Source organism: Phenylobacterium sp. (genome assembly GCF_016124325.1).
In the GTDB taxonomy this organism is placed as follows: Bacteria; Pseudomonadota; Alphaproteobacteria; order Caulobacterales; family Caulobacteraceae; genus Phenylobacterium.
This window is the reverse complement of record NZ_WGNY01000018.1, coordinates 14,603-39,467: the sequence shown is the minus strand read 5'-3', so window position 1 is coordinate 39,467 and position 24,865 is coordinate 14,603. Positions and strand designations below refer to the sequence as shown.

Annotated in this window: 27 protein-coding genes; 10 read left to right on the top strand and 17 right to left on the bottom strand. The window is 71.1% G+C overall.

Annotated elements, in window-relative coordinates:
* Nucleotides 1-47: 47 nt before the first annotated feature.
* The 5 genes from GC203_RS10450 to GC203_RS10430 are packed head-to-tail and all read right to left on the bottom strand — an operon-like array spanning nucleotide 48 to nucleotide 4,419.
* Nucleotides 48-290, bottom strand: a complete 243-nt coding sequence (locus GC203_RS10450; protein ID WP_293453991.1) for a DUF4170 domain-containing protein — start codon at nucleotides 288-290, stop codon at nucleotides 48-50.
* Between the two features lie 23 nt (nucleotides 291-313).
* Complete coding sequence (locus tag GC203_RS10445) at nucleotides 314-1,102, bottom strand: 3'(2'),5'-bisphosphate nucleotidase CysQ (RefSeq protein WP_293453990.1); 789 nt, start codon at nucleotides 1,100-1,102, stop codon at nucleotides 314-316.
* Between the two features lie 7 nt (nucleotides 1,103-1,109).
* Nucleotides 1,110-2,441, bottom strand: coding sequence for a TldD/PmbA family protein (locus tag GC203_RS10440; RefSeq protein ID WP_293453988.1), 1,332 nt, complete (start codon nucleotides 2,439-2,441; stop codon nucleotides 1,110-1,112).
* Between the two features lie 37 nt (nucleotides 2,442-2,478).
* Entirely contained in the window at nucleotides 2,479-2,880 is a 402-nt protein-coding gene (locus GC203_RS10435) for an MAPEG family protein (RefSeq protein WP_293453986.1), read from the bottom strand.
* 12 nt (nucleotides 2,881-2,892) lie between these two features.
* Nucleotides 2,893-4,419: a UbiD family decarboxylase gene (locus GC203_RS10430; RefSeq protein WP_293453984.1), complete on the bottom strand. Its 1,527-nt coding sequence runs from the start codon at nucleotides 4,417-4,419 to the stop codon at nucleotides 2,893-2,895.
* A 45-nt stretch (nucleotides 4,420-4,464) separates the two neighbouring features.
* On the opposite strand from GC203_RS10430, the gene GC203_RS10425 reads away from it, so the two are divergent.
* Nucleotides 4,465-4,689, top strand: a complete 225-nt coding sequence (locus tag GC203_RS10425) for a hypothetical protein (protein WP_293453982.1) — start codon at nucleotides 4,465-4,467, stop codon at nucleotides 4,687-4,689.
* Here the strand turns inward: GC203_RS10425 and GC203_RS10420 are convergent.
* The 6 genes from GC203_RS10420 to GC203_RS10395 form a co-directional block, all read right to left on the bottom strand.
* Entirely contained in the window at nucleotides 4,686-5,366 is a 681-nt protein-coding gene (locus GC203_RS10420; RefSeq protein ID WP_293453980.1) for a PEPxxWA-CTERM sorting domain-containing protein, read from the bottom strand. The genes GC203_RS10425 and GC203_RS10420 overlap by 4 nt on opposite strands.
* Before the next feature lie 173 nt (nucleotides 5,367-5,539).
* Nucleotides 5,540-6,715 (bottom strand): amidohydrolase family protein, encoded by a 1,176-nt coding sequence (locus GC203_RS10415; protein WP_293453978.1) that lies wholly within the window; start codon nucleotides 6,713-6,715, stop codon nucleotides 5,540-5,542.
* A gap of 72 nt (nucleotides 6,716-6,787) precedes the next feature.
* A complete protein-coding gene (locus tag GC203_RS10410) occupies nucleotides 6,788-7,138 on the bottom strand; it encodes an MmcQ/YjbR family DNA-binding protein (protein WP_293453976.1) in 351 nt (116 codons plus the stop codon).
* Between the two features lie 64 nt (nucleotides 7,139-7,202).
* Nucleotides 7,203-7,391: a hypothetical protein gene (locus GC203_RS10405; protein ID WP_293453975.1), complete on the bottom strand. Its 189-nt coding sequence runs from the start codon at nucleotides 7,389-7,391 to the stop codon at nucleotides 7,203-7,205.
* The gene (gene pal, locus GC203_RS10400) at nucleotides 7,388-7,921 is read right to left on the bottom strand and encodes a peptidoglycan-associated lipoprotein Pal (RefSeq protein ID WP_293453973.1); all 534 of its coding nucleotides are present in this window, start codon (nucleotides 7,919-7,921) and stop codon (nucleotides 7,388-7,390) included. Before pal ends, GC203_RS10405 begins: the two co-directional genes overlap by 4 nt.
* Before the next feature lie 255 nt (nucleotides 7,922-8,176).
* A complete protein-coding gene (locus GC203_RS10395; RefSeq protein ID WP_293453971.1) occupies nucleotides 8,177-9,346 on the bottom strand; it encodes an acetyl-CoA C-acyltransferase in 1,170 nt (389 codons plus the stop codon).
* Between the two features lie 143 nt (nucleotides 9,347-9,489).
* Between GC203_RS10395 and GC203_RS10390 the strand changes: the two genes are divergently transcribed.
* Together GC203_RS10390 and argJ are read left to right on the top strand one after the other, a co-directional pair.
* A complete protein-coding gene (locus GC203_RS10390; RefSeq protein WP_293453969.1) occupies nucleotides 9,490-10,431 on the top strand; it encodes a peptidylprolyl isomerase in 942 nt (313 codons plus the stop codon).
* The gene (gene argJ, locus GC203_RS10385) at nucleotides 10,428-11,885 is read left to right on the top strand and encodes a bifunctional glutamate N-acetyltransferase/amino-acid acetyltransferase ArgJ (RefSeq protein ID WP_293453967.1); all 1,458 of its coding nucleotides are present in this window, start codon (nucleotides 10,428-10,430) and stop codon (nucleotides 11,883-11,885) included. The genes GC203_RS10390 and argJ overlap by 4 nt, the downstream gene beginning before the upstream one ends.
* On the opposite strand, the gene GC203_RS10380 is transcribed toward argJ, so the two are convergent.
* Nucleotides 11,863-13,770 (bottom strand): glycosyltransferase family 2 protein, encoded by a 1,908-nt coding sequence (locus tag GC203_RS10380; RefSeq protein ID WP_293453966.1) that lies wholly within the window; start codon nucleotides 13,768-13,770, stop codon nucleotides 11,863-11,865. The genes argJ and GC203_RS10380 overlap by 23 nt on opposite strands.
* A 44-nt stretch (nucleotides 13,771-13,814) precedes the next feature.
* Nucleotides 13,815-15,242: a DEAD/DEAH box helicase gene (locus GC203_RS10375; RefSeq protein ID WP_293453965.1), complete on the bottom strand. Its 1,428-nt coding sequence runs from the start codon at nucleotides 15,240-15,242 to the stop codon at nucleotides 13,815-13,817.
* A gap of 313 nt (nucleotides 15,243-15,555) precedes the next feature.
* Here GC203_RS10375 and GC203_RS10370 point away from each other — a divergent pair, with 313 nt between their 5' ends.
* From GC203_RS10370 to GC203_RS10355, 4 genes are all read left to right on the top strand, one after another.
* On the top strand, nucleotides 15,556-16,767 hold the full coding sequence (locus GC203_RS10370) for a serine hydrolase domain-containing protein (protein ID WP_293453964.1): 1,212 nt from the start codon (nucleotides 15,556-15,558) through the stop codon (nucleotides 16,765-16,767).
* A gap of 269 nt (nucleotides 16,768-17,036) precedes the next feature.
* Entirely contained in the window at nucleotides 17,037-17,441 is a 405-nt protein-coding gene (mutT, locus tag GC203_RS10365) for an 8-oxo-dGTP diphosphatase MutT (RefSeq protein WP_293453963.1), read from the top strand.
* 136 nt (nucleotides 17,442-17,577) lie between these two features.
* Complete coding sequence (locus GC203_RS10360; protein WP_293453962.1) at nucleotides 17,578-18,858, top strand: HWE histidine kinase domain-containing protein; 1,281 nt, start codon at nucleotides 17,578-17,580, stop codon at nucleotides 18,856-18,858.
* A complete protein-coding gene (locus tag GC203_RS10355; protein WP_293453961.1) occupies nucleotides 18,858-19,274 on the top strand; it encodes a secondary thiamine-phosphate synthase enzyme YjbQ in 417 nt (138 codons plus the stop codon). The genes GC203_RS10360 and GC203_RS10355 overlap by 1 nt, the downstream gene beginning before the upstream one ends.
* Before the next feature lie 169 nt (nucleotides 19,275-19,443).
* Here GC203_RS10355 and GC203_RS10350 read toward each other — a convergent pair whose 3' ends face one another.
* The 3 genes from GC203_RS10350 to GC203_RS10340 all read right to left on the bottom strand — a co-directional run bounded on the left by GC203_RS10350 (nucleotide 19,444) and on the right by GC203_RS10340 (nucleotide 21,986).
* Complete coding sequence (locus tag GC203_RS10350) at nucleotides 19,444-20,094, bottom strand: DsbA family oxidoreductase (protein ID WP_293453959.1); 651 nt, start codon at nucleotides 20,092-20,094, stop codon at nucleotides 19,444-19,446.
* A 49-nt stretch (nucleotides 20,095-20,143) separates the two neighbouring features.
* A complete protein-coding gene (locus GC203_RS10345) occupies nucleotides 20,144-21,058 on the bottom strand; it encodes a hypothetical protein (protein WP_293453957.1) in 915 nt (304 codons plus the stop codon).
* Between the two features lie 79 nt (nucleotides 21,059-21,137).
* The gene (locus GC203_RS10340) at nucleotides 21,138-21,986 is read right to left on the bottom strand and encodes a methyltransferase domain-containing protein (RefSeq protein WP_293453955.1); all 849 of its coding nucleotides are present in this window, start codon (nucleotides 21,984-21,986) and stop codon (nucleotides 21,138-21,140) included.
* Between GC203_RS10340 and GC203_RS10335 the strand changes: the two genes are divergently transcribed.
* Together GC203_RS10335 and grxC are read left to right on the top strand one after the other, a co-directional pair.
* Entirely contained in the window at nucleotides 21,985-22,758 is a 774-nt protein-coding gene (locus GC203_RS10335) for a ComF family protein (RefSeq protein WP_293453953.1), read from the top strand. The two genes, GC203_RS10340 and GC203_RS10335, sit on opposite strands and share 2 nt — an antisense overlap.
* Nucleotides 22,759-22,792: 34 nt before the next feature.
* Complete coding sequence (gene grxC, locus GC203_RS10330; protein ID WP_293453951.1) at nucleotides 22,793-23,047, top strand: glutaredoxin 3; 255 nt, start codon at nucleotides 22,793-22,795, stop codon at nucleotides 23,045-23,047.
* 13 nt (nucleotides 23,048-23,060) lie between these two features.
* On the opposite strand, the gene GC203_RS10325 is transcribed toward grxC, so the two are convergent.
* The gene (locus GC203_RS10325; protein WP_293453950.1) at nucleotides 23,061-23,960 is read right to left on the bottom strand and encodes an alpha/beta hydrolase; all 900 of its coding nucleotides are present in this window, start codon (nucleotides 23,958-23,960) and stop codon (nucleotides 23,061-23,063) included.
* An 87-nt stretch (nucleotides 23,961-24,047) separates the two neighbouring features.
* Here GC203_RS10325 and GC203_RS10320 point away from each other — a divergent pair, with 87 nt between their 5' ends.
* On the top strand, nucleotides 24,048-24,863 hold the full coding sequence (locus tag GC203_RS10320) for a carbon-nitrogen hydrolase family protein (RefSeq protein WP_293453949.1): 816 nt from the start codon (nucleotides 24,048-24,050) through the stop codon (nucleotides 24,861-24,863).
* The last annotated feature ends 2 nt before the right edge of the window (nucleotides 24,864-24,865 follow it).

The following is a 24,865-nucleotide window of genomic DNA, read 5'->3' as shown; positions in this document are numbered from 1 at the left end:
CCCCCCTCAGTCAGCTTCGCTGACAGCTCCCCCAGTGGGGGAGCAGCTCAGTGCTCGTGGTCGTGGTCGCTCTCGGGGTCGAGCAGCTTGTGCGCGTGGATGATGAAGTAGCGCATGTGGGCGTTGTCGACCGTCTGCTGGGCCTTGGAGAGCCAGGCGCGGCGGGCGTCCTGATAGGTGGGAAAAGCGCCCACGAGGTCGACCCGGGAGAGGTCCTTGAACTCGGGGGGGCCGTCGAGGGACTTCAGCTCGCCGCCGATCACGAGATGAAGGAGCTGTTTGTCGGGCATGTGCGCATTCGTTGCAGGTGAAATCACTTGCGCGAGCCGATATGCCGGACACGGTCCAGGATCAATGGGGCGAGCGCAGGTGTCGTGCAGATCAGGCTCGCCTGCGACGCTCGGGCGCGGTTGTAGACGAAGGCTTCGCCGGTGTGATCGCCCACGAAGCAGCCGGCCTCGCGCGCGATGAGATCGCCCGCCGCCACGTCCCAGTCGGCCTTGCGGACCGGCGCCACGGCGGCGTCGAAGTCGCCGGCGGCCACGGCGCACATGCGGTAGGCGGTGGAGCTGCGCTGCTCGATCCGCATGGCGGGCCAGGGCGTGGGCCACGACCAATGGCCGAACACCACCGGATCGCCGACCATGCGGCAGTCCTCAAGAACGCCGGCGGCGCCGGTGCGGATCGGCTGGCCGTTGCGGGTGGCGCCGCCGCCGGCCACGGCCGCGTAGGCCTCGTCGAGCTCGGGCGCGAAGACCACCCCGGCCGTCGGACGGCCGTCTTCGACCACGGCGATGGCCACCGACCACCAAGGCCGGCCCTTGAGGAAGGCGCGGGTGCCGTCGATGGGATCGACCACGAACAGGCGGCGTCGGGCCAGCCTGTCCGGATCGTCGGCGGTCTCCTCCGACAGCCAGCCGTAGTCGGGCCGCGCGGCGCGCAGGCGCCCGGCGAGCAGGGCGTCGGCGGCCAGGTCGGCGTTGGTCACCGGGCTGCCGTCGTCGGGCTTGTATTCCACCTCCAGCCCCCGGCGGCGGATGTCGCGGGCCAGCTCACCGGCCTCGCGGGCCGCGTCGAGGATCAACGCGAGGTCGCCATCCATCCCGACGTCATCGGCCCGCGATGGCGAGCGCCTCGACGAGCAGCGACGGCGCGTTGGAGGCCCGCAGCAGCTCGAGGTCGGAGCCCGGCGTGATGCGCGGGAAGATGTCGAGCAGGTTGCCGGCCACGGTGATCTCGCTGACCGGGTAGGCGATCTCGCCGCCCTCGAACCAGAAGCCCGAACAGCCCACCGACCAGTCGCCAGTGTTGCCGTTGAGGGAAGGGCCGAACATGGAGGTCACCAGCAGGCCCTCGCCCGCGTCGGCCATCAGGCCGGCGAGATCCTTCTCGCCCGGCTGGAAGGTGAGGTTGGAAACCGAGACGCCGGGCGGGCCAGCGAGGCCGCGCGAGGCATGGCCGGTGGTTTCCAGCCCGAGCTGCCGGGCCGAGGAGCTGTTGAGCAGCCAGGTGGTGAGCACCCCGTCGGCGATGATGTCGTGCGGCGCGTTGGCCACGCCCTCGTCGTCGAAGGGCGAGGAGCCGAGGCCGCGGCGGCGGTGCGGATCGTCGGAGATGCGAACGCCCTTGGCGAAGATCTGCTGGCCCAGCTTGTCCTTCAGGAACGAGGTGCCGCGGGCGATCGACGGGCCGGAGATGGCGCCGATCAGCGGACCCATCAGCGATCCGGCCAGGCGGTTCTCGAAGATCACCGGGGCGGTGGTGGAGGCGATCTTGCGCGCGCCCAGGCGCGAGGCGGCCCGGCGGCCGGCCTCGGCGCCGAGCGTCTCGGGGGCCGGCAGGTCGGCTTCCCAGCGCGTGGAGCGGCCGTCGTAGCCGGTCTCCATCCCCTCGCCGTCGCCGGCGATGGCCGAGGCGCCGATGGAGAAGCCGGAGGCGCGATGCACGCCGGTGAAGTCGGCGCTGGTCACCATGGTCCACTGCGAGGCCGACCAGGACCCGCTGGCGCCGTCGGTGTTGGTGACCTTGGGCGCGCCGCGCGCGGCGGCCTCGGCGGCGCGGGCGCGGTCCTCCAGGGCTTCGGCCGAAGGCTCGGCGGGATCGTAGAGGTCGAGGTCGGGCAGTGGTCCCTTGGCCAGGCGTTCGGGATCGGCGAGGCCGGCGTAGGGGTCCTCGGGCGCGAGGCGGGCCATGGCCACGGCCCGCTCGACCAGCCTGGCGCGCGCGTCGGGGGAAATGTCGGAGCCGGAGACCGTGGCCTGGCGGCGGCCGACGAAGACCCGCAGGCCAAGGTCGCGGGCCTCCTCGCGCTCGACCTCTTCCAGCTCGCCCATGCGCACGGTGATGGAAAGGCTGCGCCGTTCGGCGCCCACGGCTTCGGCCGCGTCGGCGCCGGCCTTCAGGGCCGCGGCGACGACGTCGTTCAGCAGGTTTTCGTCCATGGTCGGGATATGGCCGACAGGGCGGGCGGGGACAAGCCTAGGGGATGGCGTAGATCAAAAGCGCCGCAGCCGCGGCGATGTAGGCGATCCAGGTGGCCAGCACGCCTACGGCCCGGGGCCAGGAGGCGTCGGTGCTGCGCGACAGCCCGAAGGCGTGCAGCGCGCGGCCCACGAAGAGGGTGAAGCCGACCCCGTGGATCAGGAGGGGCGGAGCGCCGGCCAGGGCCAGGACCGCCAGCCCGACCAGGGCGGCCGGGATGTATTCGGTGGCGTTGCCGAAGGCGCGGATCGCGGCGTGGAGCGCGGGCACGCCGCCATCGCCGATGGCCACGCCGTGCTTGCGGCGCTGGCGCGTGACCAGGACGGCCAGCACCAGGAGCAGGACCAGGTGGAGCCCAGCCCAGAGGGCGACCGCGTTCGGCGCGTATTTCGGGTCCATGGTGGTTCCTTGTCAGTCCACAGGGCGTCCGTCGCCGGGCAATCCCAGCCGGGCCCACTTCTCGGTCACGGCCTCCACCGTGGCGCGGTCCATGGCCAGCAACTGGCCCCATTCGCGCTTGGTCTCGGGAGGCCACTTGTTGGTGGCGTCCAGGCCGATCTTGGAGCCCAGCCCGCTCTCGGGAGAGGCGAAGTCGAGGTAGTCGATCGGCGTGTTCTCGATCAGGGTGACGTCGCGGGCCGGGTCCATGCGGGTGGAGATGGCCCACATGACGTCCTTCCAGTCGCGGGCGTCGATGTCGTCGTCCACGACAATCACCCACTTCGTGTACATGAACTGCCGAAGGAAGCTCCAGACACCCATCATCACGCGCTTGGCGTGGCCGGCGTAGGCCTTCTTCATCGAGACGACGGCGATGCGATAGCTGCAGCCCTCAGGCGGGAGCCAGAAGTCGACGATCTCGGGGAACTGCTGCTGGAGCAGCGGGATGAACACCTCGTTCAGCGCCTCGCCCAGGATCGAGGGCTCGTCCGGCGGACGGCCGGTGAAGGTGGTCAGATAGATCGGGTCCTTGCGCATGGTGATCGCGCTGACCTGGAAGATCGGGAACTGCTCGACGGAGTTGTAGTAGCCGGTGTGGTCGCCGTAGGGGCCCTCGTCGGCGTACTCGTCGAGCAGGACGTGGCCCTCGATGACGATTTCCGCCTGGGCCGGCACCATCAGCGGCACGGTCTTGGCTGGAACGAGGTCGAGCTTGGCGCCGCGCAGCAGGCCGGCGAACTGGTACTCCGACAGCGTGTCGGGCACGGGCGTCACGGCCGCCAGGATGGTCCCCGGATCGGCGCCGATGACCGCGCAGGCGGGCAACGGCTCTCGCTTGCCTTCGGCCTTCCAGCGGCGATGGTGCTGGGCGCCGCCGCGGTGGGCCAGCCAGCGCATGATCGTGCGGTCCGGCCCCAGCGCCTGCATGCGGTAGATGCCGAGGTTGTAGTCGTCCTCGCGGCTCTGCGACGGCCCCTTGGTGACCACCAGCGGCCAGGTGATGAGCGGCGCCGGCTCACCCGGCCAACAGCCCTGGATCGGCAGCTTGGTCAGGTCGATGTCGGAGCCCTTCAGCACCACCTGCTGGACCGGGGCGGTCTTGCGCACCTGGGGGCGCATGCTGAGCACGGTCTGGGCCAGCGGCAGCATGTCCCAGGCGTCCCTGAGGCCGCGGGGCGGCTCGGGCTGGCGCAGGAAGGCCAGCAGTTCGCCCACCTCGCGCAGCTCGGCGGCGGTGGTGCGTTCCTTGTTCTCCAGGGTCACGCCCATGGCGACGCGCTTGACCGTGCCGAACAGGTTGGCCAGCGCCGGCATCGACGAGACCTCGCCGTCCGCGCGGATCGGCTTCTCGAACAGGACGGCCGGCCCGCCGGTGGCCAGCAGGCGGCGCTGGATCTCGGTCATCTCGAGCTGGGTCGAGACCGGCTCGGCCACGCGGACCAGTTCGCCGGCCGCCTCGAGTTTCGCCAGGAATTCGCGCAGCGACCGGTAAGCCATGGTCGCGGTTTACTAGGCGCGCCCCAACGGGTCTAGGATCGCGCCATGGCTCGACTCGACCTCGACGACCTGCCGCCGAAGATCGCCGCCCTGCTTGCCGCCCTGCCGGAGGGCGAGGAACTGGTGCTGGTGCGCGACGGCGCGGTCATGGGCCGGCTCACGGCGGGGGCCCCGCAGGCCCCGCCGGCGGCGGTAGAAGCCGTCGCCCCCGAGCAGCACGCCGCCGAGGTGTTCGAGAACTTCCGCGCCGCGATCGAGGACGAGTTCTAGGCGAGGCGCGTCTGGCGGCGGCGCAGCGCGGCGCCGGAAAGCCCGAAGCCCGCGATCATCAGCGCCCAGGCGGCCGGTTCCGGCGCGCCGCTCACCACGTTCAGCGCCACGTCGTCGAGGCCCGGCGCGCCGCGCGAGGTGGAGCCGCTGTAGCCGATGAACTGGATGCGGACGGTGTCGGACTGGGCGACGCCGCTCAGGCTGTACTGGGTCCACGCCGCCGACTGGGCGCCGGGCGAGTAGGGAACGTCGACCACCTGGGCCGTCGCATCGGTCCCGATCAGGGATGCGGTGAGCGTCCCGGCGCTGTTCTGCGCCCACTGGCTCACCCAGTAGGTGATGGTCACGACGCTGCCGACGGTCAGGCCGGTGATGTCCTGGTAGATGCCGCCCGACGGGCTGGCGCCGTTCATGTCCAGGTACCGGCTCCCGCCGTGCGCGCCGAGAAGCTGGGCGAGGCCGGCGCCCGTCTGGGTGTAGGCGTTGTCGAGAATGTCAGGCGCCTCGTAGCCAGCCACCCGGCTCCAGCCATCGGGGGCGGCGGGACCGCGGTAGTAGGTCCCGTAGTTCAGGGCCGGGCCGTCCTCGAAGCCGCCGTTGACGAGTGTGGCGGCGGCGACCGGCGCAGCCGACGCGATTGCGCAGGCCGCAGCGGCTGCGCCGATAAGGAACTTCACTGAAATGCCCCCCAAGGCGATTGCTCAACGCCACGGACGTCGCACGTCCGCGCCGGCGGAACCTCCCCCGTTTGGGGGCGCCCGTGGGCTCTCGGGACAGGAAGGCCTCCGAGTTCAGGGAGGCTGGCAGGTTGATCCCGGTTGGCTTGATCCAAGCCGACCGGGGGCGTGCTCTAGCGGGCGTTCGGGAAGATGCGCAGGAAGTTCTCGGTGTAGAACCGGGCCCGCACCGGCTCGCCGCGATCGCCGAGTTGGCTCTCGAACTTGCCGATGGGGTCGCGCCCGCCCTCGATGTGCGGATAGTCGCTGGAGAACAGGTAGAGCTCGTCGCTCGACTGGTCGAGCATGGCGCCCAGGTCCTCCAGCGGGAACGGCGTGAAGGCCAGCTGCTGGACGATCTGTTCCGAGGGCTTGCGGGACTGGGCCTGGATGTTGGCGTCGTTGCGGCCCCAGGTGCGCGCGACCCAGTCGAGGCGGCGGATCATCTCGGGAACCCAGCCGGCCCCCAGTTCCACCGCCGCGCCCCGCAGGTTGGGGTGGCGGTCGAGCACGCCATCCAGCACCATCATGCTGAGGAAGGCCTCGGGATACTGGTGCAGCAGCGCGGCGTCCTTGGTGCGCACGTTTTCGCCGCCGCCCAGCCAGTCCTTCACCGCCGCGCGGCCGTTGTTCGTCCAGGCCTTGGCCACCTGGAGCGGCGCGCCGCCGACGTGCAGGACGAAGGGGACGCGAGCTTCGGCCAGCCGAGCCCAGAAGGGCTCCAGGTCAACGTGGCCCGGCGAGCGGTCGAGGGGCGCGCGGTGCGGCACCCAGACCGCGCCCAGGCCCTGGGCCAGCACCCAGTCCAGCTCGGCGATGGCGCGTTCCGGGTCGTCCAGCGGGATGGCCGCCACGCCGATCAGGCGGGCGTCGTCCTTGCAGAAGTCGGCCATGTGCCGGTTGTGGGCCCGGGCGGCCCCATAGCGCACTTCGGGCTCGATCTTCGAACTGGGGGAGAACGGCATGGCCAGGCTGTGCGTGGCGAACACGAGCTGCTTGGTGAAGCCCAGCAGGTCCATGGCCTTGCGGCGGTCGGCGGCGTCGAAGGCGCCCAGGGCCTGTATCTCCTTCGACTTGGCGATCAGTCCGTCGCCGAGCGCGATCTGGGCGGCCCGATGCTCGTCGGAGTGGCGGCCGCCCTGGGCCATGATCACCGCCACTTCCTCGTCGGTGACGATGGAGGCCGCGTAGCTGACCTCGGGGATGCGATCGCGCAGGCCGGGGTCGGCGTATTTTTTGAGGAAGTCCGGCAGCTCCATGATGTGGCTGTCGGCGTCGTAGATGGGCCGTCCCGGCGGGGCGTAGGTCATGGCGTCCTCCTCAGGCCGCCGCCTCTGATGGGCGGACTGGCCGCCCCACTATCCCCCAGAGCCGCGGCCGCGTCACCCGCCGGCCTGCTCGGCCTCCCAAGCCTTGACTACGCTCTTCTTCGCAACCTTGCGGAAGCGGCGTTCGAGGAAATTGCGGAACGAGCCGGGATGCAGGTCGGCGATGCGGGCCAGCACGCAGGGATAGTCCTTGTAGTGCGGCGTGAGGTGGAAGGTCTGAGGCTCGGCCTCCATGAGCATTTCGCGTTCGTCGAACGAAATGTCCATCAGCACCACGCTGTCGTCCTCGGCCCGCAGGCGGGTGAAGAACTTGCCGTTCACCTTGAACGAGGGGCGGCCGTAGCTCACGCCCTCTTCCGCGCCGGGGAACGACAGGGCGATGGCTTTCATCTCGTCACGGGTCATGGCGGCCTCCTCGCGGGGCCTATGACAGCGCCCTGGCGAGCCGCGCGCAAGGGACCAGCCCGTGTCAGGTCGAGACTTCGGTCTCCAGCACCCGGAACCCGCGCCGGAGCGCCACCAGGGTGATGGGCCGCGCGGCGGCGAGGCCGGCTTCGAAACGGACGACGGTACGTTCGGCCAGCCCGGCGCGGGCGGCCAGGCTGTAGGTCGACGCGCCGAGCGCGGCCCGGCGCTGGCGGCACTCCGCGGGCGTCATCGGGCCGCGAGGTCCATCACCACCGTTCCCGCGTTGCGGTTCCGCGTCCAGGCCTCCTCGGTGGAGGCCGGATCCAGCGGCTTTTCCTTGCCGTAGGAGATGGTCTCCAGACGCGTGGCCTCCACGCCCTGGGCGACCAGATAGGCCCGTGCGGCATGGGCGCGCCGCGCGCCGAGGGCCAGGTTGTATTCGCGGGTCCCGCGCTCGTCGCAGTTCCCGGCGATCAGGGCGCGCACTTCGGGGTGACGGGCGAGCCAGGCGGCCTGCTGGGCCAGGGTCCAGCGGGCCGCGTCGTCGAGCGCGTGGCTGTCGAGGGCGAAATAGACACGCTCGCCCGCATCGGCGGCGAAGGCCGCCTGCAAGGGCGTCGCCGGCGCGGCGAACCCCGAAGCGGATGGCGCGGGGCGCTCGGCGGGTGTCTCGGTCCGCGGCGGCGCGGCGACGGCGACGGCCTTCGGCTTGTGCGCGCAGGCTCCGAGCGAGACGGCCAGGGTCGCGGCGAGTGCGACGGCGAGCTTGGTGGTCGGCATGCGGCGGACGGCCCTTCAGGTCCCGGGACGCGGACGGCGCCCCGACGATCCCGCCCCTGATCGCGGGCGTCGCCGAACCCGGCAAGCATAAGGACCTTATAAGAAGAAGGGCGGCGCTTCCGCGCCGCCCTTCCGCATCTTCAATTGAAGCGCTGGGACTAGAAGACCTCGAAAAGTCCTGCGCCGGCCGCCGAAATCGCGGGAGCGACTTCGGCCACCCTGAGTGACGGGCGGCGCGGCCGGACCTTTCCGAGATCAGAAGACCTCGAAGAGGCCCGCCCCGCCCATGCCGCCGCCGATGCACATGGAGACGACCACGTTCTTGGCGCCGCGGCGCTTGCCTTCCTGCAGCACGTGGCCGGACAGGCGCGCGCCGGTCATGCCGAAGGGGTGGCCGATGGCGATGGAGCCGCCGTTGACGTTGTACTTGGCCGGGTCGATGCCCAGCTTGTCGCGGCTGTAGAGGCACTGGCTGGCGAAGGCCTCGTTCAGCTCCCACAGGTCGATGTCGTCGACCTTCAGGCCGTGGCGCTCCAGCAGCCGCGGGATGGCGAACACCGGGCCGATGCCCATCTCGTCGGGCTCGCAGCCGGCGACGGCCCAGCCCTTGAACACGCCCAGGGGCTCCAGCCCGCGGCGCTCGGCCTCCTTGGCTTCCATCAGCACCACGGCGGCGGCGCCATCGGAGAGCTGGCTGGCGTTGCCGGCGGTGATGAACTTGCCCGGACCCTTCACCGGCTCGAGCTTGGCGAGCCCTTCCGCGGTCGTGTCGGGTCGGTTGCACTCGTCGCGGTCGACCACATAGTCGACGATCGACTCCGCCTTCGTCGCCTTGTCGACCACCTTCATCTTGGTCTTCATCGGGACGATCTCGTCGGCGAACTTGTTGCCCTGCTGAGCGGCGGCCATGCGGCGCTGGCTCTCCAGCGAGTACTCGTCCTGGTACTCGCGGCTCAGGCCGTAGCGCTCGGCCACGATGTCGGCGGTGTCGATCATGGCCATGAAGATGGCGGGCGCGATCTTCAGCAGCTCGGGGTCGTGGTTGTCCTTGCCGACGCCCATGTTGGGCATGGAGATCGACTCCACCCCGCCGGCCACCACGGCGTTGGCGCCGTCGTTGCGGATGTAGTTGGCCGCCATGGCGATGGTCTGCAGGCCCGACGAGCAGAAGCGGTTCACCGTGACGCCCGAGGTGGTGATCGGGAGGCCGCCGAGCAGGCCGGCCTGGCGGGCGATGTTGCCGCCGCCGTGGGCCACGTTGCCCATGACCACGTCCTCGATATCGGCCGGGTCGACGCCCGACTTGGCGACGGCGTGCTTCACGGCGTGGGCGGCCATGGAAACGGTGGGCGTCATGTTGAACCCGCCCCGGCCCGACTTGGCCAGGCCTGTGCGGGCGTAGGAAACGACGACGGCTTCGCGCATTGAAATCTCCTCCCGAAGAACCGGTTTGTTTTGGGCCGCAAACCGGCCCCCAACGGTCGGCGGCAACCTTTGCATCCTCGAATGGAAATAGCTAGGGACGGGCGGCCCGCCCGGGCCATTCCTCATCCGTGAAGGACGACCGCATGGCGGCCGCGAAAGCCACCCTGACCGTCATCGCCGCCGCGGCGCTCGCCGTGGGCCTCGCCGGCTGCGATCGGGGCGGTGGTGGCGACGCGCCGCCCGAGCGCGGAGATCAGGCTGTCGCGCGGGTCGACGGCAAGACGGTGTGGGTTTCGGACGTGAAGCGCGAGGCCGTCGCCCAGGGGCTGATCGGCCAGGGCGAGCCGCTCGACACCAGCTCCGACACCTTCCGGCAGGTGCTGGACGAGGTGGTCGACCAGAAGCTGCTGGCCGCCGAAGCCGTGCGCCGCAAGCTGGACAAGAATCCCGCGGCCGAGCGCAAGTTGGCGGCGGCGCGCGAGCGGGTGCTGGGCGACCTCGTGATCGACGCCACCGTCGCCGATGCGGTGAACGAGAACAATATCCGCGGGCTCTATGACGAACAGCAGAAGCTGGCCAGGCGCTCGCTGGAGTACCACGCCCGCCAGATCGTGGTGGCCACGCCGGCCGAGGCCGAGGCGGTGAAGAAGCTGCTGCAGAGCGGGGCGTCGTTCGAGGCGCTGGCCATGGAGCGATCGCGCGATGCGGCCACGCGCTTCAACGGCGGCGACCTGGGCTACTTCACGCTGGACATCATGCCCGAAGCCTACGAAGGCGCGTTGAAGGACGCCAAGTCGGGGCAGCTGGTGGGGCCGACGGCGGTGGAGAGCGGCTATGCGATCATCCGGGTGGACGACGTCCGCGAGGAGCAGCCGATCTCGCTGGACGCCGCGCGCCCGCAGATCGTGCGGTTCCTCACCTACGACCGCATCCGCGATCTCTTGGAGAAACTGCGCGCCAGGGCCAAGGTCGAAACCTTGATCCAGAAGCCGCCCGGCGGGCCCAAGGAAACACCGCCCGCCGACGCTCCGAAAACCCCACCCGCCGAAGACGCCAAGCCCGCGACGAAGGGAGCCGCGAAATGAGCCGCAAGCCCAAATCCGCTCCGACCAAGGCCGCTGGCGCGAAGGCCGCCCCCGCGAAGGCCGCCGCCAAGCCCGTGGAAGTCGTGGGCCAGACGATCGAGCGGGCGCTCGACCCGCTGGCGAGCGCCCTCAAGCGCGCCGCCTTGAAGCGCGCCGAGAAGACGTCGAGGGCGTTCGACGACCGCACGGCGAAGCCCGCCGCTGCGACGGTCAAGGCCGCCATGCCGGTCTCGCCGTTGGCCGTGTCGTTCCCGAACATCCCGCCGATCGCCGGCGTGGTGATGGCGACGGGCCGCGCCGGTTTCTACAAGCACGAGCGCGACGACTTGCTGGTGATGAGTTTCCCGGAGGGCGCGAGCTGCGCCGGCGTCTTCACGCGCCATGGCGTGGGCTCGGCGCCGGTCGACTGGTGCAAGCGCCACCTGGAGGCCACCAAGGGCGAAGGCGTGAAGGCGCTGGTCGTCAACGCCGGCTGCGCCAACTCGTTCACCGGACGGCCGGGCGCCGACGCCGCGCGACGCGTGGCCTCGGCGGTCTCCAAGCGCTTCGATTGCCGCCAGCGCGACGTGATGGCGGCCTCGACCGGGGTGATCGGCGTGCTGCTGGACGACGCCAAGATCGCCGCGCGCCTGCCCGATCTGGCGAACCGGCTGACCGACGACGGCTGGGCCCAGGCGGCGCGGGCCATCATGACCACCGACACCTTCCCGAAGGGCGCCTACGCCGAGGCGAAGATCGACGGGGTGACGGTGCGGATCGCGGGCATCTGCAAGGGCTCGGGGATGATCGCGCCCGACATGGCGACCATGCTCGCCTTCGTCGTCACCGATGCGGCCATCTCGCCGCGCGCGCTGCAGGCCCTTGTCAGCCTCTACACGCGAAACACCTTCAACGCGGTCACGGTGGATGGCGACCGCTCGACCAACGACACGCTCCTGCTGTTCGCCACCGGCCAGTCGGGCGCGCCGAAGGTGAGCCGGGCCGGCGAACATCGCCTGGCCGACTTCCGTGACAAGCTGGAGCAGGTGCTGCTGGATCTCGCCCACCAGCTGGTGCGGGACGGGGAGGGCGCGACCAAGTTCATCAAGATCACCGTGACGGGCGCGGAGACGGCCGCGTCGGCGCGCAAGATCGCCCGCTCGGTCGCCGAAAGCCCGCTGGTGAAGACGGCCTTCGCCGGCGAGGACGCCAACTGGGGCCGCATCGTCATGGCCGTGGGCAAGGCCGACGAGCCGGTGGACCGCGACAAGATGAGCGTGAAGTTCGGCCCGCACTGGGCCGCGCACGACGGCCTGATCGCCAAGACCTACGACGAGGCCAAGATGAGCGCCTACATGAAGGGCAAGGAGCTGGAGGTCAGCGTCGACGTGGGCGTCGGCCGTGCCAGCTCGAGCGTCTGGACCTGCGACCTGACCAAGCGGTACGTCGAGATCAACGGCGACTATCGGAGCTGATCCACGGCGGCTTGCGCGCCGGGGGGCTCGCGAGCCGGAAGTCGCTGTGCCGACGGTCGAACAGCGGCCCGTAGAAGGGGTCGGTCTCCAGCGCCTCGCCCCAGCGCTCGCGCATCACCTCGACCTCGGCGTCGAAGCGGGCCCGGTCGGCGGGATCGCGATCGTCGCCCCGCGAGGCGGATTCGTGGTGATAGAGTTCGGCGCGCGGCGTCCAGACGATGTCGTAGCCCGCCCTGCGGATCTTCAGGCACAGGTCGACGTCGTTGAAGGCCACCTTGAGGCGCTCCGCGTCCAGGCCGCCGACCTCCTCGAACACCGACTTGCGCAGCGCCATGCAGGCGGCGGTGACGGCCGAGACGTTCCGCGTCGTGCCCAGATGCTTGTAGTAGCCGTGGTTGTCGCCGGGATGCAGGTAGCCCACGTGGCCGGCGACGCCGCCCAGCCCAACGGCCACGCCGCCATGCTGCAGGCGTCCGTCCGGGAACAGCAGCCGCGCGCCCACGGCGCCGACGCTGGGCCGCACGGCGTGGGCGACCAACTCGTCGAGCCAGCCCGGCTCGATCATCGAGATGTCGTTGTTGAGCAGCAGGAGGATCTCACCCTTCGCCTGGGCGGCGGCGAGGTTGTTGAGGGCCGAATAGTTGAAGGGGCCCGGCGCGGCGATCACCCGCACGCGCGGGTCGGCTGACAGGGTCTCGAAGAGCGCCTTCGTTTCGGGCTCGACGCTGCCGTTGTCGACGATCAGCAGCTCCAGCGGCGAGTAGGCCGTGTGGTTCAGCACGCCGTCGGCGCACTGGGCCAGCAGTTCGGCGCGGTCGCGGGTGGGCACGATGATCGACACCAGCGGGCGCGGCTCCGGCGGCGCTCGGCGGACGTCGACCCAGCCGGGGGTGTCGGCCAGACGGTCGACGCTGACCCCGGGCTGGCCGGTGCGTTCCAGGTGCTCGGCGACCGCGCGCCGCGCGGCCTCGGCGCAGCGGTCCATGAAGCCCTGGGAGAAGGTCTGGGGGCCGCCCTCCTGGCGCCAGTGATAGAGCACCCACGGGATGTGGTGGATGCGCTCGCGAGTGGTCAGTTCGCTCACCCTCAGGGCGAGGTCGTAGTCCTGGCTGCCCTCGAAGCCCTCGCGCAGGCCGCCGACCGCCTCGATCAGGCTGCGCCGATAGACGCCCAGGTGGCTGATCATGTTCTGGGCCAGGATCAGCTCGGGATTCCAGTCGGTCTTGAAATAGGGCTCGTAGCGACGGCCGCTCGCGTCGATCTTGTCCTCGTCGGAATAGATGAGGTCGGCGTCGGGATGATCCTGCAGCAGGGCCGCGACCTCGTAGAGCGCGCGCGCCGGCAGGATGTCGTCATGGTCCATCAGGGCCACGAACTCGCCGGTGGCCAACTGCAGGGCCGAGTTGGTGGCCGCGCAGATATGGCCGTTGACCGTCCGGCGGACGATCTTGATGCGCGGATCGTCGCGCGCCTCGCGCTCCAGGCGTTTCCAGACCGCGTCGCCCGGCGAGGCGTCGTCGGCGATGCAGAGCTCCCAGTGCGGATAGAGCTGGCGGCGCACCGATTCGATGGCCTGCGAGAGCAGCGCCGGGGAGACGCCGTAGACGGGCATCACAACCGAGATCAGCGGCCTGTAGGTCATGCGGCCGACATGGGCGGCGATGGCCTTGCGGTCGTCGAGGGTCAGGGTGTCCCAGCGCCGAATCCACTCGCCGTAGTCGCCGGTGCTCAGCGACTCCGGCTCCAGCACCGAACGGATGTAGCGCGCGCCGATCGGCGTCTTCTCGATCAGCTTGGCGAGCGCGTGCACAGGTCCGTGGATGACGGGGACCCGGCGGATCGCCTGGAGGGCTTCGTGGGAGACGGTGCGGATCAGTGACGGCATGACGATAGGGCGGCGGTCCTTTTGGCGCGCGCCGCCCCGCTCGTCTAGCGGTTGGACCAGACGCCGCCCGAAGCCTCGCCGCGCGGCTTGCCGCCGCCGCCGCCGCCGCCCCGCCGGCGCCGACGGGGACCCTTGAAGGCGGGCTTGGCGTCGTCGCGCTGCGGGCGGGTTTCCGAACGGCCGTCCGGCCGGTGGGCCGGCTTGGCTTCGGCGTGGTTGCGGTTGCGCTTGGGCGCGTGGCCGCCGCGGTGCGGCTGGGCCTTGCCCTGCGGCCGGGCGGGCCGCTCGGGCTTGCCGGCCGTCTCGGGCATCGCCGCCGTCGCCGCGCCGAGCTGGCGGTCGTTGCGGCGGTCGAAGCTGGGGATGCGCTGGCGGGTGACCTTCTCGATGTCCTTCAGCAGCGAGCGCTCGTCGTCGGCGCAGAAGGCCACGGCCGAGCCGTCGGCCCCGGCGCGCGCGGTGCGGCCGATCCGGTGGACATAGGCTTCCGGCACGTTCGGCAGCTCGAACTGGACGACGTGGCTCACCGCGTCGATGTCGATGCCGCGCGCGGCGATATCGGTGGCGACCAGGGCGCGGACCTCGCCGGCCTTGAACGCCGCCAGCGCCCGCTCGCGTTGGCCCTGGCTCTTGTCGCCATGGATCGAGACGGCCTCGACGCCCACCTGCTCCAGCCCGCGCGCCACGCGGTCGGCGCCGCGCTTGGTGCGGGTGAAGACGATCACGCGCTTGAAGCCGGCGTCGTCGAACAGCTCGGCCAGCAGGGCGCGCTTGCGCTGCTGTTCCACGAACAGGACGCGCTGGTTGATGCGCTCCACCGTGGTCGCCTGCGGCGTGACGCTGACCTTCAGCGGGTTAGGGTTGAGGATCTCGCCGGAAAGCTTCTCGATCTCGGCCGGCATGGTGGCCGAGAAGAAGAGGTTCTGGCGCGGCGTCTTCGGCAGGAACTTCACGATCTTCCGGATCGGAACGATGAAGCCCATGTCGAGCATCTGGTCGGCCTCGTCGAGGACCAGGATCTCGACGCCGTCGAGGGTGATGGTCTTCTCGCCCAGGTGATCGAGCAAGCGGCCGGGCGTGGCGACGAGGACGTCGACGCCGGGCGCCAGCGCGCGCATCTGGCCGCCGTACTTCACGCCGCCGAAGACGACGGCGACGGAGACGCCCATGTGCTTGCCATAGGTCTTGAAGCTCTCGCCGATCTGGGTGGCGAGTTCGCGGGTCGGGGCGAGGACGAGCACGCGGGCGCTGCGGCGCGGAGCCGGCTTACGATTCTCGGCCAGGCGGTGCAGGATCGGCAGGGCGAAGGCGGCGGTCTTGCCGGTGCCGGTCTGGGCGATGCCCAGCAGGTCCTTGCCGCCCATCACGCCCGGAATGGCCTGGGCCTGGATGGGGGTGGGGTTGACGTAGCCTTCGTCGGCCAGCGCCTTGAGCAGGGGCTTGGCCAGGCCAAGGTCGGAAAATTGGGTCAAACGGTAGTCTTTCGCGTATGCGCCGTGCGCGCCCACTTCGGAACGATCCGGGGGCGCGGGAAGCGCGGGTCTTTGGGGAGCGCCCCGCGTGATGGGCGATCTATGAGATGGTTCTCACTGCGCTCGACAGGCTGGATTTGAGGTCTTCCTCGAATCCCACGCGGCTGGAGCGTCGCTAGCGCCCGGAACAGGCGCGCCCTGCAAATCGGCCGGCAGGCGGCTAAAGTCAATCCGCACGCGCGGAATTGCCGCGACAGTTGCATTGCGGCCGCAGGGGGCGAAGATCGAGCCATCACGGAATTCGGAGGGCGGGATGCGGCTCCTGTTGTCGATCGTCGCCATGGCCCTGACGTTGACGGCCGGCGCGGCGCGGGCCGCGCTCTCCCCGCGCGACGAGGCGGCGATCGCGGCGCTGGAAGGCGCCTTGGCGCCGTCGACCGGCCCGTCGCCCGCCACGCTGGCCCAGCGCATGGCGACCCTTCACGTCCCGGGCGTCAGCGTCGCCTTCATCGAGGACGGGAAGGTAAAGTGGGTTCGCGCCTATGGCGTGGCCACGGCGGACGGCCCACCCGCGACGCCCGCCACGCTGTTCCAGGCCGCCTCGATGAGCAAGGCCCTGGCCGCGACGGCGGCGTTGCGGCTGGTCGATCAGGGCAAGCTCGCCCTGGACGAGGACGTGAACCGGCGGCTCAAGGCCTGGAAGGTCCCCGACAGCCCGCTCACGGCCGAGCGGAAGGTGACGCTGCGCGAGCTGTTGAGCCACACCGCCGGGCTCACCGTCAGCGGCTTTCCCGGCTATCCGGCCGGCAAGCCGGTCCCGACCACGCCGCAGATCCTGAACGGGGAGCCGCCAGCCAACACGCCGCCCGTGGTGTCGTGGGAGCCCCCTGGCGCCTATGCCTATTCGGGCGGCGGCTACACCGTCGCCCAGCTGATGATCGTCGAGGCCGGCGGCGCGCCCTATCCCGATCTGCTCGAGACGCTGGTCCTGCGACCGGCGGGCATGCGGGCGTCGACCTTCGCCCAGCCCCTGTCCGGGGCGCGGCTGGCGGAGGCCGCGAGCGGTCATGGCCCGCGGGGCGTTGCGATCGCGGGCGGGCGCAACACCTATCCCGAATACGCCGCGGCAGGCCTCTGGACGACGCCGTCGGACTATGGCCGCTTCCTGATCGCCCTGCAGAACGCCTTCGCCGGCCGTCGGGGCGCGATCCTGAGCCCGGAGAGCATACGGGCGATGACGACGCCGGTGGACGCCTCGGCGGGCTATGGCCTGGGCTTGGCTCTGGGCAGGCGCGGCGGCCATCCGTACATCCAGCACGGCGGCAGCAATGCGGGCTTCCGGTGCAACGCCTTCGCGTTCCTCGACGGGACGCGGCAGGGCCTGGTCGTGATGACGAACGGCGACGGCGGTGGGGTGGTGGCGGACGATATTCTTCGGGCTGTGGCCGCCGCCTACGGCTGGGGCGAGCCCGACCCGGCGAACGCGAGCTCGGCCCGGCGCGCGCCCTACGTCCCGGCGCCCTAGGGGCTAGAGCGCCCTGACGATCACTGGGCCGAGGGTGGGGATGGCCATCAGGATGGCGAAGCCGGCGCTCATCAGCGCCAGGCCGATCGTCATGGGGTTTGCGCCGCTCTTCATCGGGGTCTCTCCTTGGGCGCTCCCTAGTTAGGCGCTCGAGCGCCCGGCCGCATGGCCCGAATTCGCAGAACTGTTCTGCTGTCCTGGCGCCAGTCGGCGATCGCCGTGACCGCGCGGCGGCTTGCGTTCCGGCGTCGGCCGGGGGATGGAGCCGCATGACGAAACCGATGGTCCTGGTCGCCGCGGCGGCCCTGGTGGACGTGGACGGCCGGGTGCTGCTCTGCCAGCGGCCCGAGGGCAAGCAGCTCGCGGGTCTCTGGGAGTTCCCCGGCGGCAAGGTCGAGCCGGGCGAGACGCCGGAAGCCTGCCTGATCCGGGAGCTGGAGGAGGAACTGGGGATCACGGTGACCAAGGCGTGCCTGGCGCCCTTCGTCTTCGCCAGCCACGAGTACGAGGGCTTCCACCTGCTGATGCCGCTCTACCTGATCCGGCGCTGGGAGGGCAGGGTCGTGGCGCGCGAACACAAGGCCCTGGCCTGGGTGAGGCCCAGGGACATGGACGCCTACCCCATGCCGCCGGCCGACCCGCCGCTCGTGGCCTGGCTTCGCGACCTGATTTGACGCACACTCAGAGCGCGTCGGGCGTCGTGACACCCCGCTCCGCGTGTGCCTTGATGGCGACGACGATCGACGACTCGGAATGACACGGAAGAAGGCAACCCCTCGTCTCGAGGACGATCTGCGTCTCTCCGCAATGGTGAGCGGGATCGGCGATATCTTCTATGTCCTGGATCGCGAGTGGCGCGTCGCGCTGGCGAACGAGATGTCGGAGCCGTACTTCCGGCGCCCGCTGGCCGAGGTGCTGGGGATGTCGATCTGGGACATCTTTCCCGACTTCGAGAAATCGCCGACTCCGGCGCTCCTGCGGCGCGCGATGGACGAGGGCTTCGCCGGGAGCATGATCCGCCCGTCGCGGTTCCAGCCGGGACACTTCCACGAGTGCCGGGTGGCGCCGCTGGGCGACGAGGGCATCACCGTCTGCGTGGTCGATGTCACCGAGCGCATGCTCGCCGAGGCCGAACTGCGCGAGAGCCGCGACCGCCTCGACCTGGCCGTGGGCGCCCATGCGCTCGGCATCTTCGACAGCGACGTCGTAACCGGGCGGACGAAGTGGTCGGCCGAGCTGGAGGCCATATTCGGCCTGCCGCCCGACGGATTCGGCGGCCGCAAGGAAGACTTTGAACGCCGCGTGATCGCGGAGGACCTCGCCAGGCTGCACGCTGCGACCGACGCGGCCCTGGCCGCCGGGCGCGACCTGGTCGACTGCGAGTTCCGGATCATCCGCGAGGACGGGGCCATCCGCTGGGTCGACGCCTCGGCGCGGCTGATGTTCGACGCGAACGGCGAACTGGTCCGCATCGTCGGCATCAACGTCGACGTCACCGACCGCAAGGCCGCCGAGGAGCACCAGCGCCTTCTGATCAACGAGCTGAACCACCGCGTGAAGAACACGCTCGCCATCGTCCAGGCGATCGCCTGGCAGTCGTTGCGGGCCGGTGCGTTCGATCCGGCCGCGCAGGCGACCTTCGAGGGCCGCCTCATGGCGCTGGCCGCGGCGCATGACGTGCTCACCGACGCCAACTGGGAAAGCGGCTCGATCGCCCGGATCGTGGCCCGGGCCATGGCGCCGCACGACCCTGGCGGCGGGCGGGTGGCCGCGAAGGGCCCCACGGTCAACCTCGACCCCAAGGCCGCCGTGGCGCTGGCGCTGGCGATGCACGAACTGGCCACCAACGCGGTGAAGTACGGCGCGCTCTCGGCGTCGGAAGGGCGTGTCGACATCGGCTGGACGCTGAAGGACAAGGTGCTTGAACTGCGCTGGCGCGAGACCGGCGGCCCCGCCGTATCCGAACCGGTCCAGCGCGGGTTCGGCGCCCGGCTGCTGACCAAGGGCCTGGCCGAGGAACTCGGCGGCGAGGTGCGGCTGGATTTCGATCCCGGCGGGGTCGTGTGCTCGATCGCAGCCCGCTTGGGATGATGCGCCAGGCCGCCGGTATCCTGAGGGTGCGGACGCCGGGCGCCGGCCTGCACGAGATCACGGCCGAGGTCGCAGGCTGGGTCCGCGAACAGGGGATGACGACGGGGCTGCTGACCGCCTTCTGCCGCCACACCTCGGCCTCGCTGCTGATCCAGGAGAACGCCGATCCCGATGTCCGCCGCGACCTGGAGGATTGGGTGGCGAGGATCGCGCCGGAAGGCGCGGGCTACCGCCATCAGGACGAGGGACCGGACGACATGCCCGCCCACCTGCGCGCGGCGCTGACCGGCGTGCAGCTTTCGATCCCCCTGATCGACGGGCGTCTGGCGCTGGGGACCTGGCAGGGGGTCTACCTGTTCGAGCATCGCCGACAGGCCCACCGGCGCGAGGTGGCGCTGCACCTGATGGGGGAATAGCTGGCGGGGCCCCAAACCCGTCATCCTCGCCCCTGTGGCGAGGATCCCTCTATCCGCCAGCAGGGCGTTCATCGGTCGCCCGAGAACGTCTCGGCCGGCTCACGGCAACCGACGGAGGGATCCCAGGCACAAGGCCTGGGATGACGGACGGTGGAGAACCGGATGCGCCCTACGCCGCCTCGGCGGCGATGCGGCGGAGCGCCTTTTCGAAGATCTCGGCGGGCTGTCCGCCGGAGATCATGTAGCGGTCGTTGATGATGATGGTCGGGACGGCGGAGACGCCCTCCTCGTACCAGGTCCGCTCGGCGGCGCGCACGTCGTCGGCGTAGCGGCCGGAGGCGATCACCTCGCGCGCGGCCTCGCCGTCCAGGCCGGCCTTCAACGCCGCCGCGACCAGCACCTCCGGGTCGCCCGGGTTCTCGCCGCGGGTGAAATAGGCCTCGAACAGCGCGCGCTTCAGCGCGGCCTGGCCGCCCACGATCCCCGCCCAGTGCAGCAGGCGGTGGGCGTCGAAGGTGTTGTAGATGCGCCCGTTCGGCCGGTCGGCCATCTCGAAGCCCACCTGGGCGGCGCGCTCGCGGATGGCGCGCCGGTTCGCCGCCGACTGCTCGCGGGTGGCGCCGTACTTCTGGTTCACGTGCTCGAACAGGTCCTGGCCCTCGGGCGGCATGTTCGGGTTGAGTTCGAAGGGCTGGAAGTGGAGCTCGGCCTCGACCTCGCCGGCCATGCGGTCCAGCGCCTGCTGCAGCCCGCCCAGTCCGATCACGCACCAGGGGCAGACGACGTCGGAGACGAAGTCGATCTTCAGCGGCTTGGTCATGCGGGCGCTCCTGGGCCAGGGGCGGCGACCCTATCGCGCCGGGGCGGCCTCAGTCGAGGCTGGCGCGGCGCACGGAGCGGGTCGCGCGGGTCGCCTCGACCACGCATTGGCCCGGGTCGGCCATGGCGTGCAGGCCCAGGCAGTAGATGTCCTCGTAGTGGGTTCCGGCCGCCGCCAGGCACTGGTGGTAGTTGAGTTTGGCCCAGCGCAGGCACTGGGCGCTTCGCGGCTCGCTCATCAGCGAGCGCGCCGCCGAGTCCTGGCCGGCCACGGTGAGGGCGGCGACGGCGAGGCTGCGGGCCACGACCGGGCTGTTTCCGCTTCGGCGGCCCGCCTCGGTGACGGCGGCGGCGACCTCTGCGCGGTCGGCGGGTTCGGCGCGATAGGCCGCGGCGCGCTTCACGGCGGCCAGGCGCGCGGCGGCGTTGGGGATCTTCGCCTTGGACCAGGCCTGGCGTTGCACGGCGTAGGCGGCCTTCCTCACGCGCTGACCCGCCCCGGCCAGGGCCTCGCCGCGCCGGGTGAGGGCGGCGTTCGCGCGGCCGGCCGCCGCCGAGGCGCTGGGCAGCGACAGGGCGGCGTCGGGATCGGCGGCGAGCCGGCGGGCGAGGTCGCGCCGGTCGGCGTGGCGCACCGCCTCCACGAAGCCTGGCTCCTGGAGGGCGGCCAGGGCCCCGTAGGCGATCATCGAAGCCTCGAGCTGGCGCGGCTCGTAGCCCGCCGCGGTGGTCAGGTCGGCGGCGATCTCGGCGGGGCCGGAGAAGCTGGGATCGATGGCCGCGGCGCGCCTTGTATAGGCTTCGAACGGGGCGGCCTGGGCGGCGAGGCCGACGTCGATGTACCCGCGCGCCGCGGGCGGTCCGCCCCGCGCCGAGGGCGCCGGAGGTCCGGGCGGCGTCGCGCAGCTCGACATGGCGATCGCCCCGGCGACGACGCCGAGGATGCGGGACAGGTTCGGGCGCACGTGCGTTCCCCCAGGCTGACGGTCCCCCGACCCGCGTAGGCGTAGGGCCGACTGTCCCAGAGGTTTGATAAACAAAAGCTTATGGCGGAGCTTGCGATCCGCCCGCCGGGGCCCAGCCCGTGAGGGTCACGATCTCGAAGGTGGCCGGGATACGCCCGTCGGCGCCGCCGAAGCGCTCGGCGTAGAGTTCGAAGGTGCGCGCGAGAAGGGCGCGGGTGAGGGGCTTCGGATGCCGCTCGGCCAGCACGCTGGTCTCGCCCATCCGGCGCAGGTCGGCGAGCAGCTTCAGGGGGTGCGCGTAGGTGACGCTCACCGTGTCGATGTCGGCCACCGGCTGGACGAAGCCGGCCCGCTGCAGAAGGCCCGCGGCGTCGGCCGCATCGGCGAAGGGCGAGACGCGGCTGCCCGCCCCGCCCAGGATCTCGCTCTCGGCCGCGACGAGCGACTGGCGCAACTCGGTCAGGGTGACGCCGCCCAGGAAGGCGCCGATGAAGAGGCCGTCGGGCTTCAGCGCACGGCGCGCCTGGATCAGCGCCCCCACGACGTCGTTGGTCCAGTGCAGGCCCAGGATCGAGACGATCAGGTCGAGGCTGGCCTCGGCGAAGGGCAGGCGCTCTTCGTCGGCCACGAGGCGCGGACCGCCGCGGCCGCCCAGCATGCGGTGCGAGAGGTCGGCCTCGATCAGCTTCCCCACCTGCCCGGGCGCCTCCGCGGCCAGGGCCTCGGCGAAGGCGCCGGCGCGCGCGGAGAGGCAGGCGGCCAGCGGGAAGGTCCGGCGGATCGGCGCCAGCCGTTCGGCCACGTCCTCGACGGCGCGGCGATGGAGGAAGTCGGCGGCCGGATAGTCGCGCGCGGCGCGGTCGAGGCGCTTGCGGTGAAGGCCGCGGTCGAACAACTTCGGAGGCGCAGGAGGAGGCGTGGCCGGCATGGGCGCGGAAGATGGCGATTTCGTCGCCGCTTGGAAACCGCGAGCCCGCGCGGCCTGGCGCGGCGCGCTCGACATGCTGTTTCCGCCGCAGGCGCTGAACGGCGGGCCGCGACCGCTGGCGGGCGGGATCGCGGCCGACGCCTGGAGCCGCATCCGCTTCCTCGACGGCCCGGTCTGCGACGGGTGCGGCGCGCCGTTCGAGTTCGATTCCGGCGTGCGATGCGCGGCCTGCCTGGCCAAGCCGCGCGCCTTCGACGCCGCGCGGGCGGCGTGCCTCTACGACGAGACCTCGCGCGACCCGATCCTCAAGCTGAAGCACGCCGACCGGCTGGACCTGGCCCCCATGTTCGCCCGCTGGCTCAGCCGGACGGCGCGCGAACTGATCGACGAGGCCGACGCCATCGTTCCCGTGCCGTTGCATCCGCTGCGGCTGCTGTCGCGGCGCTACAACCAGGCCGCCGAGGTGGCCCGCCCTCTGGCCGCCATGACCGGGACGCCCTATCTGCCCGACGTCCTGGTCCGCCGCCGCGCCACGGCCACTCAGGCCGGTCGTTCGGGATCGGGGCGGCGGCGCAACGTGGCGGGCGCGTTCGAAACGCCCGAGCGCAAGCGCAAGCTGGTGGACGGCCTGCGCATCCTGCTGATCGACGACGTTCTGACCACAGGCGCCACGGCGGAGGGCTGTGCGCGGGCCTTGAAAGCCGCCGGCGCGGCCCGCGTCGATTTGGCCGTCATCGCACGGGTGCATGCGGCGGCCGATTTGCCCATATGAAGGATCGACGACGTTCGCCTAAGCTAGAGGGACCATGAGCCAGGTCACCATCTACACCAAGCCCTACTGCCCATACTGCATCCGCGCGCTGAGTCTGCTGGAGCAGAAGGGCGTCAAATTCACCGAGATCGAGGCGGCCTTCGATCCGGAGAAGCGCCAGGAGATGATCCAGCGCTCGGGTCGCGCCACCTTCCCGCAGATCTTCATCGGCGAGCAGCACATCGGCGGCTGCGACGACATGATGGCGCTGGAGCGCGAGGGCAAGCTCGACCCGCTGTTGGCGGCCTGAGGTCCTCCGCCCATCAGCCGGGATGCTGCGATAGGAACTCGTTGATCGCGGCGTCGATTTCGCGTCGCCGTGTGACGACCATCATGTGATCTGCGCCCTGCAGTTCGACGAGCCGGGAGCCCGCGATCATGGCGTGCGCCTGACGCGCCGAAGCGAGCGGGACGGCCTGGTCGGCGGTTCCGTGGATGATCAGGGTCGGGCAGGACACCCGGTCCAGCGGGAGCGCGCGGAGCCTGGAAAGCTGATCGAGGTCGTTGGCGGTTCCCGCCGCGCGCAGCGCCTGTGGCGCGAGCGCGTCCATGACGGCGCCCGAGAGGGCGGGGACCGCGGGGTCGTCCGGGGATTGTTGACGCCAGCCAGCCGCCGCCAACGGCCGCTCCAGCCAGACGATGAGGTCGCCGGGCAGGGACGACGTCGCCGGCTGGCCGACCGTCACCGCCTCCTCGAGGATCAGCGCCGAACAGCGATCCGGATGGGCCAGCGCGAATTCGAGCGCGGCCGGTCCTCCGCCCGAGACCGCGAGAATGGCGACACGCTCGACGCCGAGCCGATCGAGAAGCGCGGCGAAGGCCTCGGCCTGCTCGGCCGGCGTGCGCCCAACGCTGAGGGGCGTTTTCAGGTACCCAGGTCGCGATGGCAGGATGTAGCGAAGGCCCGCGCCGCCGCCGGTCGCCTCGAGATAGTTGAGGGTGGCGTCGTAGCCGCCCGGCGTGCCGTGCGACACCAGGATCGGTCGGCCCTCGCCGTGCTCGGCCATCTCGATAGGGCCGCGCGCCGTGGCGACGATGCGACTGTTGCGGGCGAGGTTGCGCTCAAGCTTTCCCCGCCAGGCCAGGAAGCCGGCCGCGGCTGCGGCTGTCGCCGCCAGGGCCACGACGAGCAGCACCAGGCCGATCCTTGCGAGAGTGCGCATCGGTCGTCCCCCATCCGACACGCTTCCCTAGCACTGATAGGTAGAGTTCGCACGCAATTCCGGCTGGCCGATGTATAGCGCGGAGCCATGAAGGTCGGCCTCGTCCAGACGCGCACGCCCGCCAGCCACGCCGCGGCGCTGGCCCATGTCCTGCCCCTGGTGCGCGAGGCTGCGGCCGGTGGGGCGCGGCTGATCGTGACGCCCGAAGGGACCAACATCCTGCAGAAGGACCGCGAGGCGCTGCTGCCGCAGCTGACCCTGCTGGCCGACGATCCGGTCGTGAACGGCCTGCGCGAGACCGCGAAGGATCTCGGCGTCTGGATCGACGTGGGCTCGGCGCTGGTGAAGCGCGACGACGGAAAGGCCGCCAACCGCCAGGTGCTCATCCGTCCCGACGGGACGATCGCGGCGACCTATGACAAGCTGCACATGTTCGACGTCGACCTACCCACCGGCGAGACCGCGCGGGAGTCGGCCACCTACGAGCCCGGCGAGCGGGCGGTGACGGCCGACGTCGACGGGCTGAAGCTGGGGCTCACCATCTGTTACGACCTGCGTTTCCCGGCGCTCTACCGGGCGCTGGCGCTGGCGGGCGCGGGAGCCATGACGATCCCGGCGGCGTTCACCCGGCCCACGGGCGAGGCGCATTGGGAGGTGCTGATGCGCGCCCGCGCCATCGAGACCGGCTCCTACGTGCTGGCCCCGGCCCAGGGCGGCTTCCACGAGGATCGGCGCGGCACCTGGGGCCGCTCGCTGGTGGTGGAGCCCTGGGGACAAGTCGTTGCAAAGCTTGACCATGACGAACCCGGCGTGCTTCTGGCCGACCTCGATCCCGCGGCGGTCGCCAAGGCCCGCCGCGCCATCCCCGCGCTGGCCAATGCGCGGACGTTCACAGGGCCCTGATC

What these genes read in the sequence shown, in the direction of transcription:
- GC203_RS10450 (WP_293453991.1), bottom strand. Translation starts at nt 290, where the DNA reads ATGCCCGACAAACAGCTCCTTCATCTCGTGATCGGCGGCGAGCTGAAG.
- GC203_RS10445 (WP_293453990.1), bottom strand. Translation starts at nt 1,102, where the DNA reads ATGGATGGCGACCTCGCGTTGATCCTCGACGCGGCCCGCGAGGCCGGT.
- GC203_RS10440 (WP_293453988.1), bottom strand. Translation starts at nt 2,441, where the DNA reads ATGGACGAAAACCTGCTGAACGACGTCGTCGCCGCGGCCCTGAAGGCC.
- GC203_RS10435 (WP_293453986.1), bottom strand. Translation starts at nt 2,880, where the DNA reads ATGGACCCGAAATACGCGCCGAACGCGGTCGCCCTCTGGGCTGGGCTC.
- GC203_RS10430 (WP_293453984.1), bottom strand. Translation starts at nt 4,419, where the DNA reads ATGGCTTACCGGTCGCTGCGCGAATTCCTGGCGAAACTCGAGGCGGCC.
- GC203_RS10425 (WP_293453982.1), top strand. Translation starts at nt 4,465, where the DNA reads ATGGCTCGACTCGACCTCGACGACCTGCCGCCGAAGATCGCCGCCCTG.
- GC203_RS10415 (WP_293453978.1), bottom strand. Translation starts at nt 6,715, where the DNA reads ATGACCTACGCCCCGCCGGGACGGCCCATCTACGACGCCGACAGCCAC.
- GC203_RS10410 (WP_293453976.1), bottom strand. Translation starts at nt 7,138, where the DNA reads ATGACCCGTGACGAGATGAAAGCCATCGCCCTGTCGTTCCCCGGCGCG.
- GC203_RS10405 (WP_293453975.1), bottom strand. Translation starts at nt 7,391, where the DNA reads ATGACGCCCGCGGAGTGCCGCCAGCGCCGGGCCGCGCTCGGCGCGTCG.
- pal (WP_293453973.1), bottom strand. Translation starts at nt 7,921, where the DNA reads ATGCCGACCACCAAGCTCGCCGTCGCACTCGCCGCGACCCTGGCCGTC.
- GC203_RS10395 (WP_293453971.1), bottom strand. Translation starts at nt 9,346, where the DNA reads ATGCGCGAAGCCGTCGTCGTTTCCTACGCCCGCACAGGCCTGGCCAAG.
- GC203_RS10390 (WP_293453969.1), top strand. Translation starts at nt 9,490, where the DNA reads ATGGCGGCCGCGAAAGCCACCCTGACCGTCATCGCCGCCGCGGCGCTC.
- argJ (WP_293453967.1), top strand. Translation starts at nt 10,428, where the DNA reads ATGAGCCGCAAGCCCAAATCCGCTCCGACCAAGGCCGCTGGCGCGAAG.
- GC203_RS10380 (WP_293453966.1), bottom strand. Translation starts at nt 13,770, where the DNA reads ATGCCGTCACTGATCCGCACCGTCTCCCACGAAGCCCTCCAGGCGATC.
- GC203_RS10370 (WP_293453964.1), top strand. Translation starts at nt 15,556, where the DNA reads ATGCGGCTCCTGTTGTCGATCGTCGCCATGGCCCTGACGTTGACGGCC.
- mutT (WP_293453963.1), top strand. Translation starts at nt 17,037, where the DNA reads ATGACGAAACCGATGGTCCTGGTCGCCGCGGCGGCCCTGGTGGACGTG.
- GC203_RS10355 (WP_293453961.1), top strand. Translation starts at nt 18,858, where the DNA reads ATGCGCCAGGCCGCCGGTATCCTGAGGGTGCGGACGCCGGGCGCCGGC.
- GC203_RS10350 (WP_293453959.1), bottom strand. Translation starts at nt 20,094, where the DNA reads ATGACCAAGCCGCTGAAGATCGACTTCGTCTCCGACGTCGTCTGCCCC.
- GC203_RS10335 (WP_293453953.1), top strand. Translation starts at nt 21,985, where the DNA reads ATGGGCGCGGAAGATGGCGATTTCGTCGCCGCTTGGAAACCGCGAGCC.
- GC203_RS10340 (WP_293453955.1), bottom strand. Translation starts at nt 21,986, where the DNA reads ATGCCGGCCACGCCTCCTCCTGCGCCTCCGAAGTTGTTCGACCGCGGC.
- grxC (WP_293453951.1), top strand. Translation starts at nt 22,793, where the DNA reads ATGAGCCAGGTCACCATCTACACCAAGCCCTACTGCCCATACTGCATC.
- GC203_RS10325 (WP_293453950.1), bottom strand. Translation starts at nt 23,960, where the DNA reads ATGCGCACTCTCGCAAGGATCGGCCTGGTGCTGCTCGTCGTGGCCCTG.
- GC203_RS10320 (WP_293453949.1), top strand. Translation starts at nt 24,048, where the DNA reads ATGAAGGTCGGCCTCGTCCAGACGCGCACGCCCGCCAGCCACGCCGCG.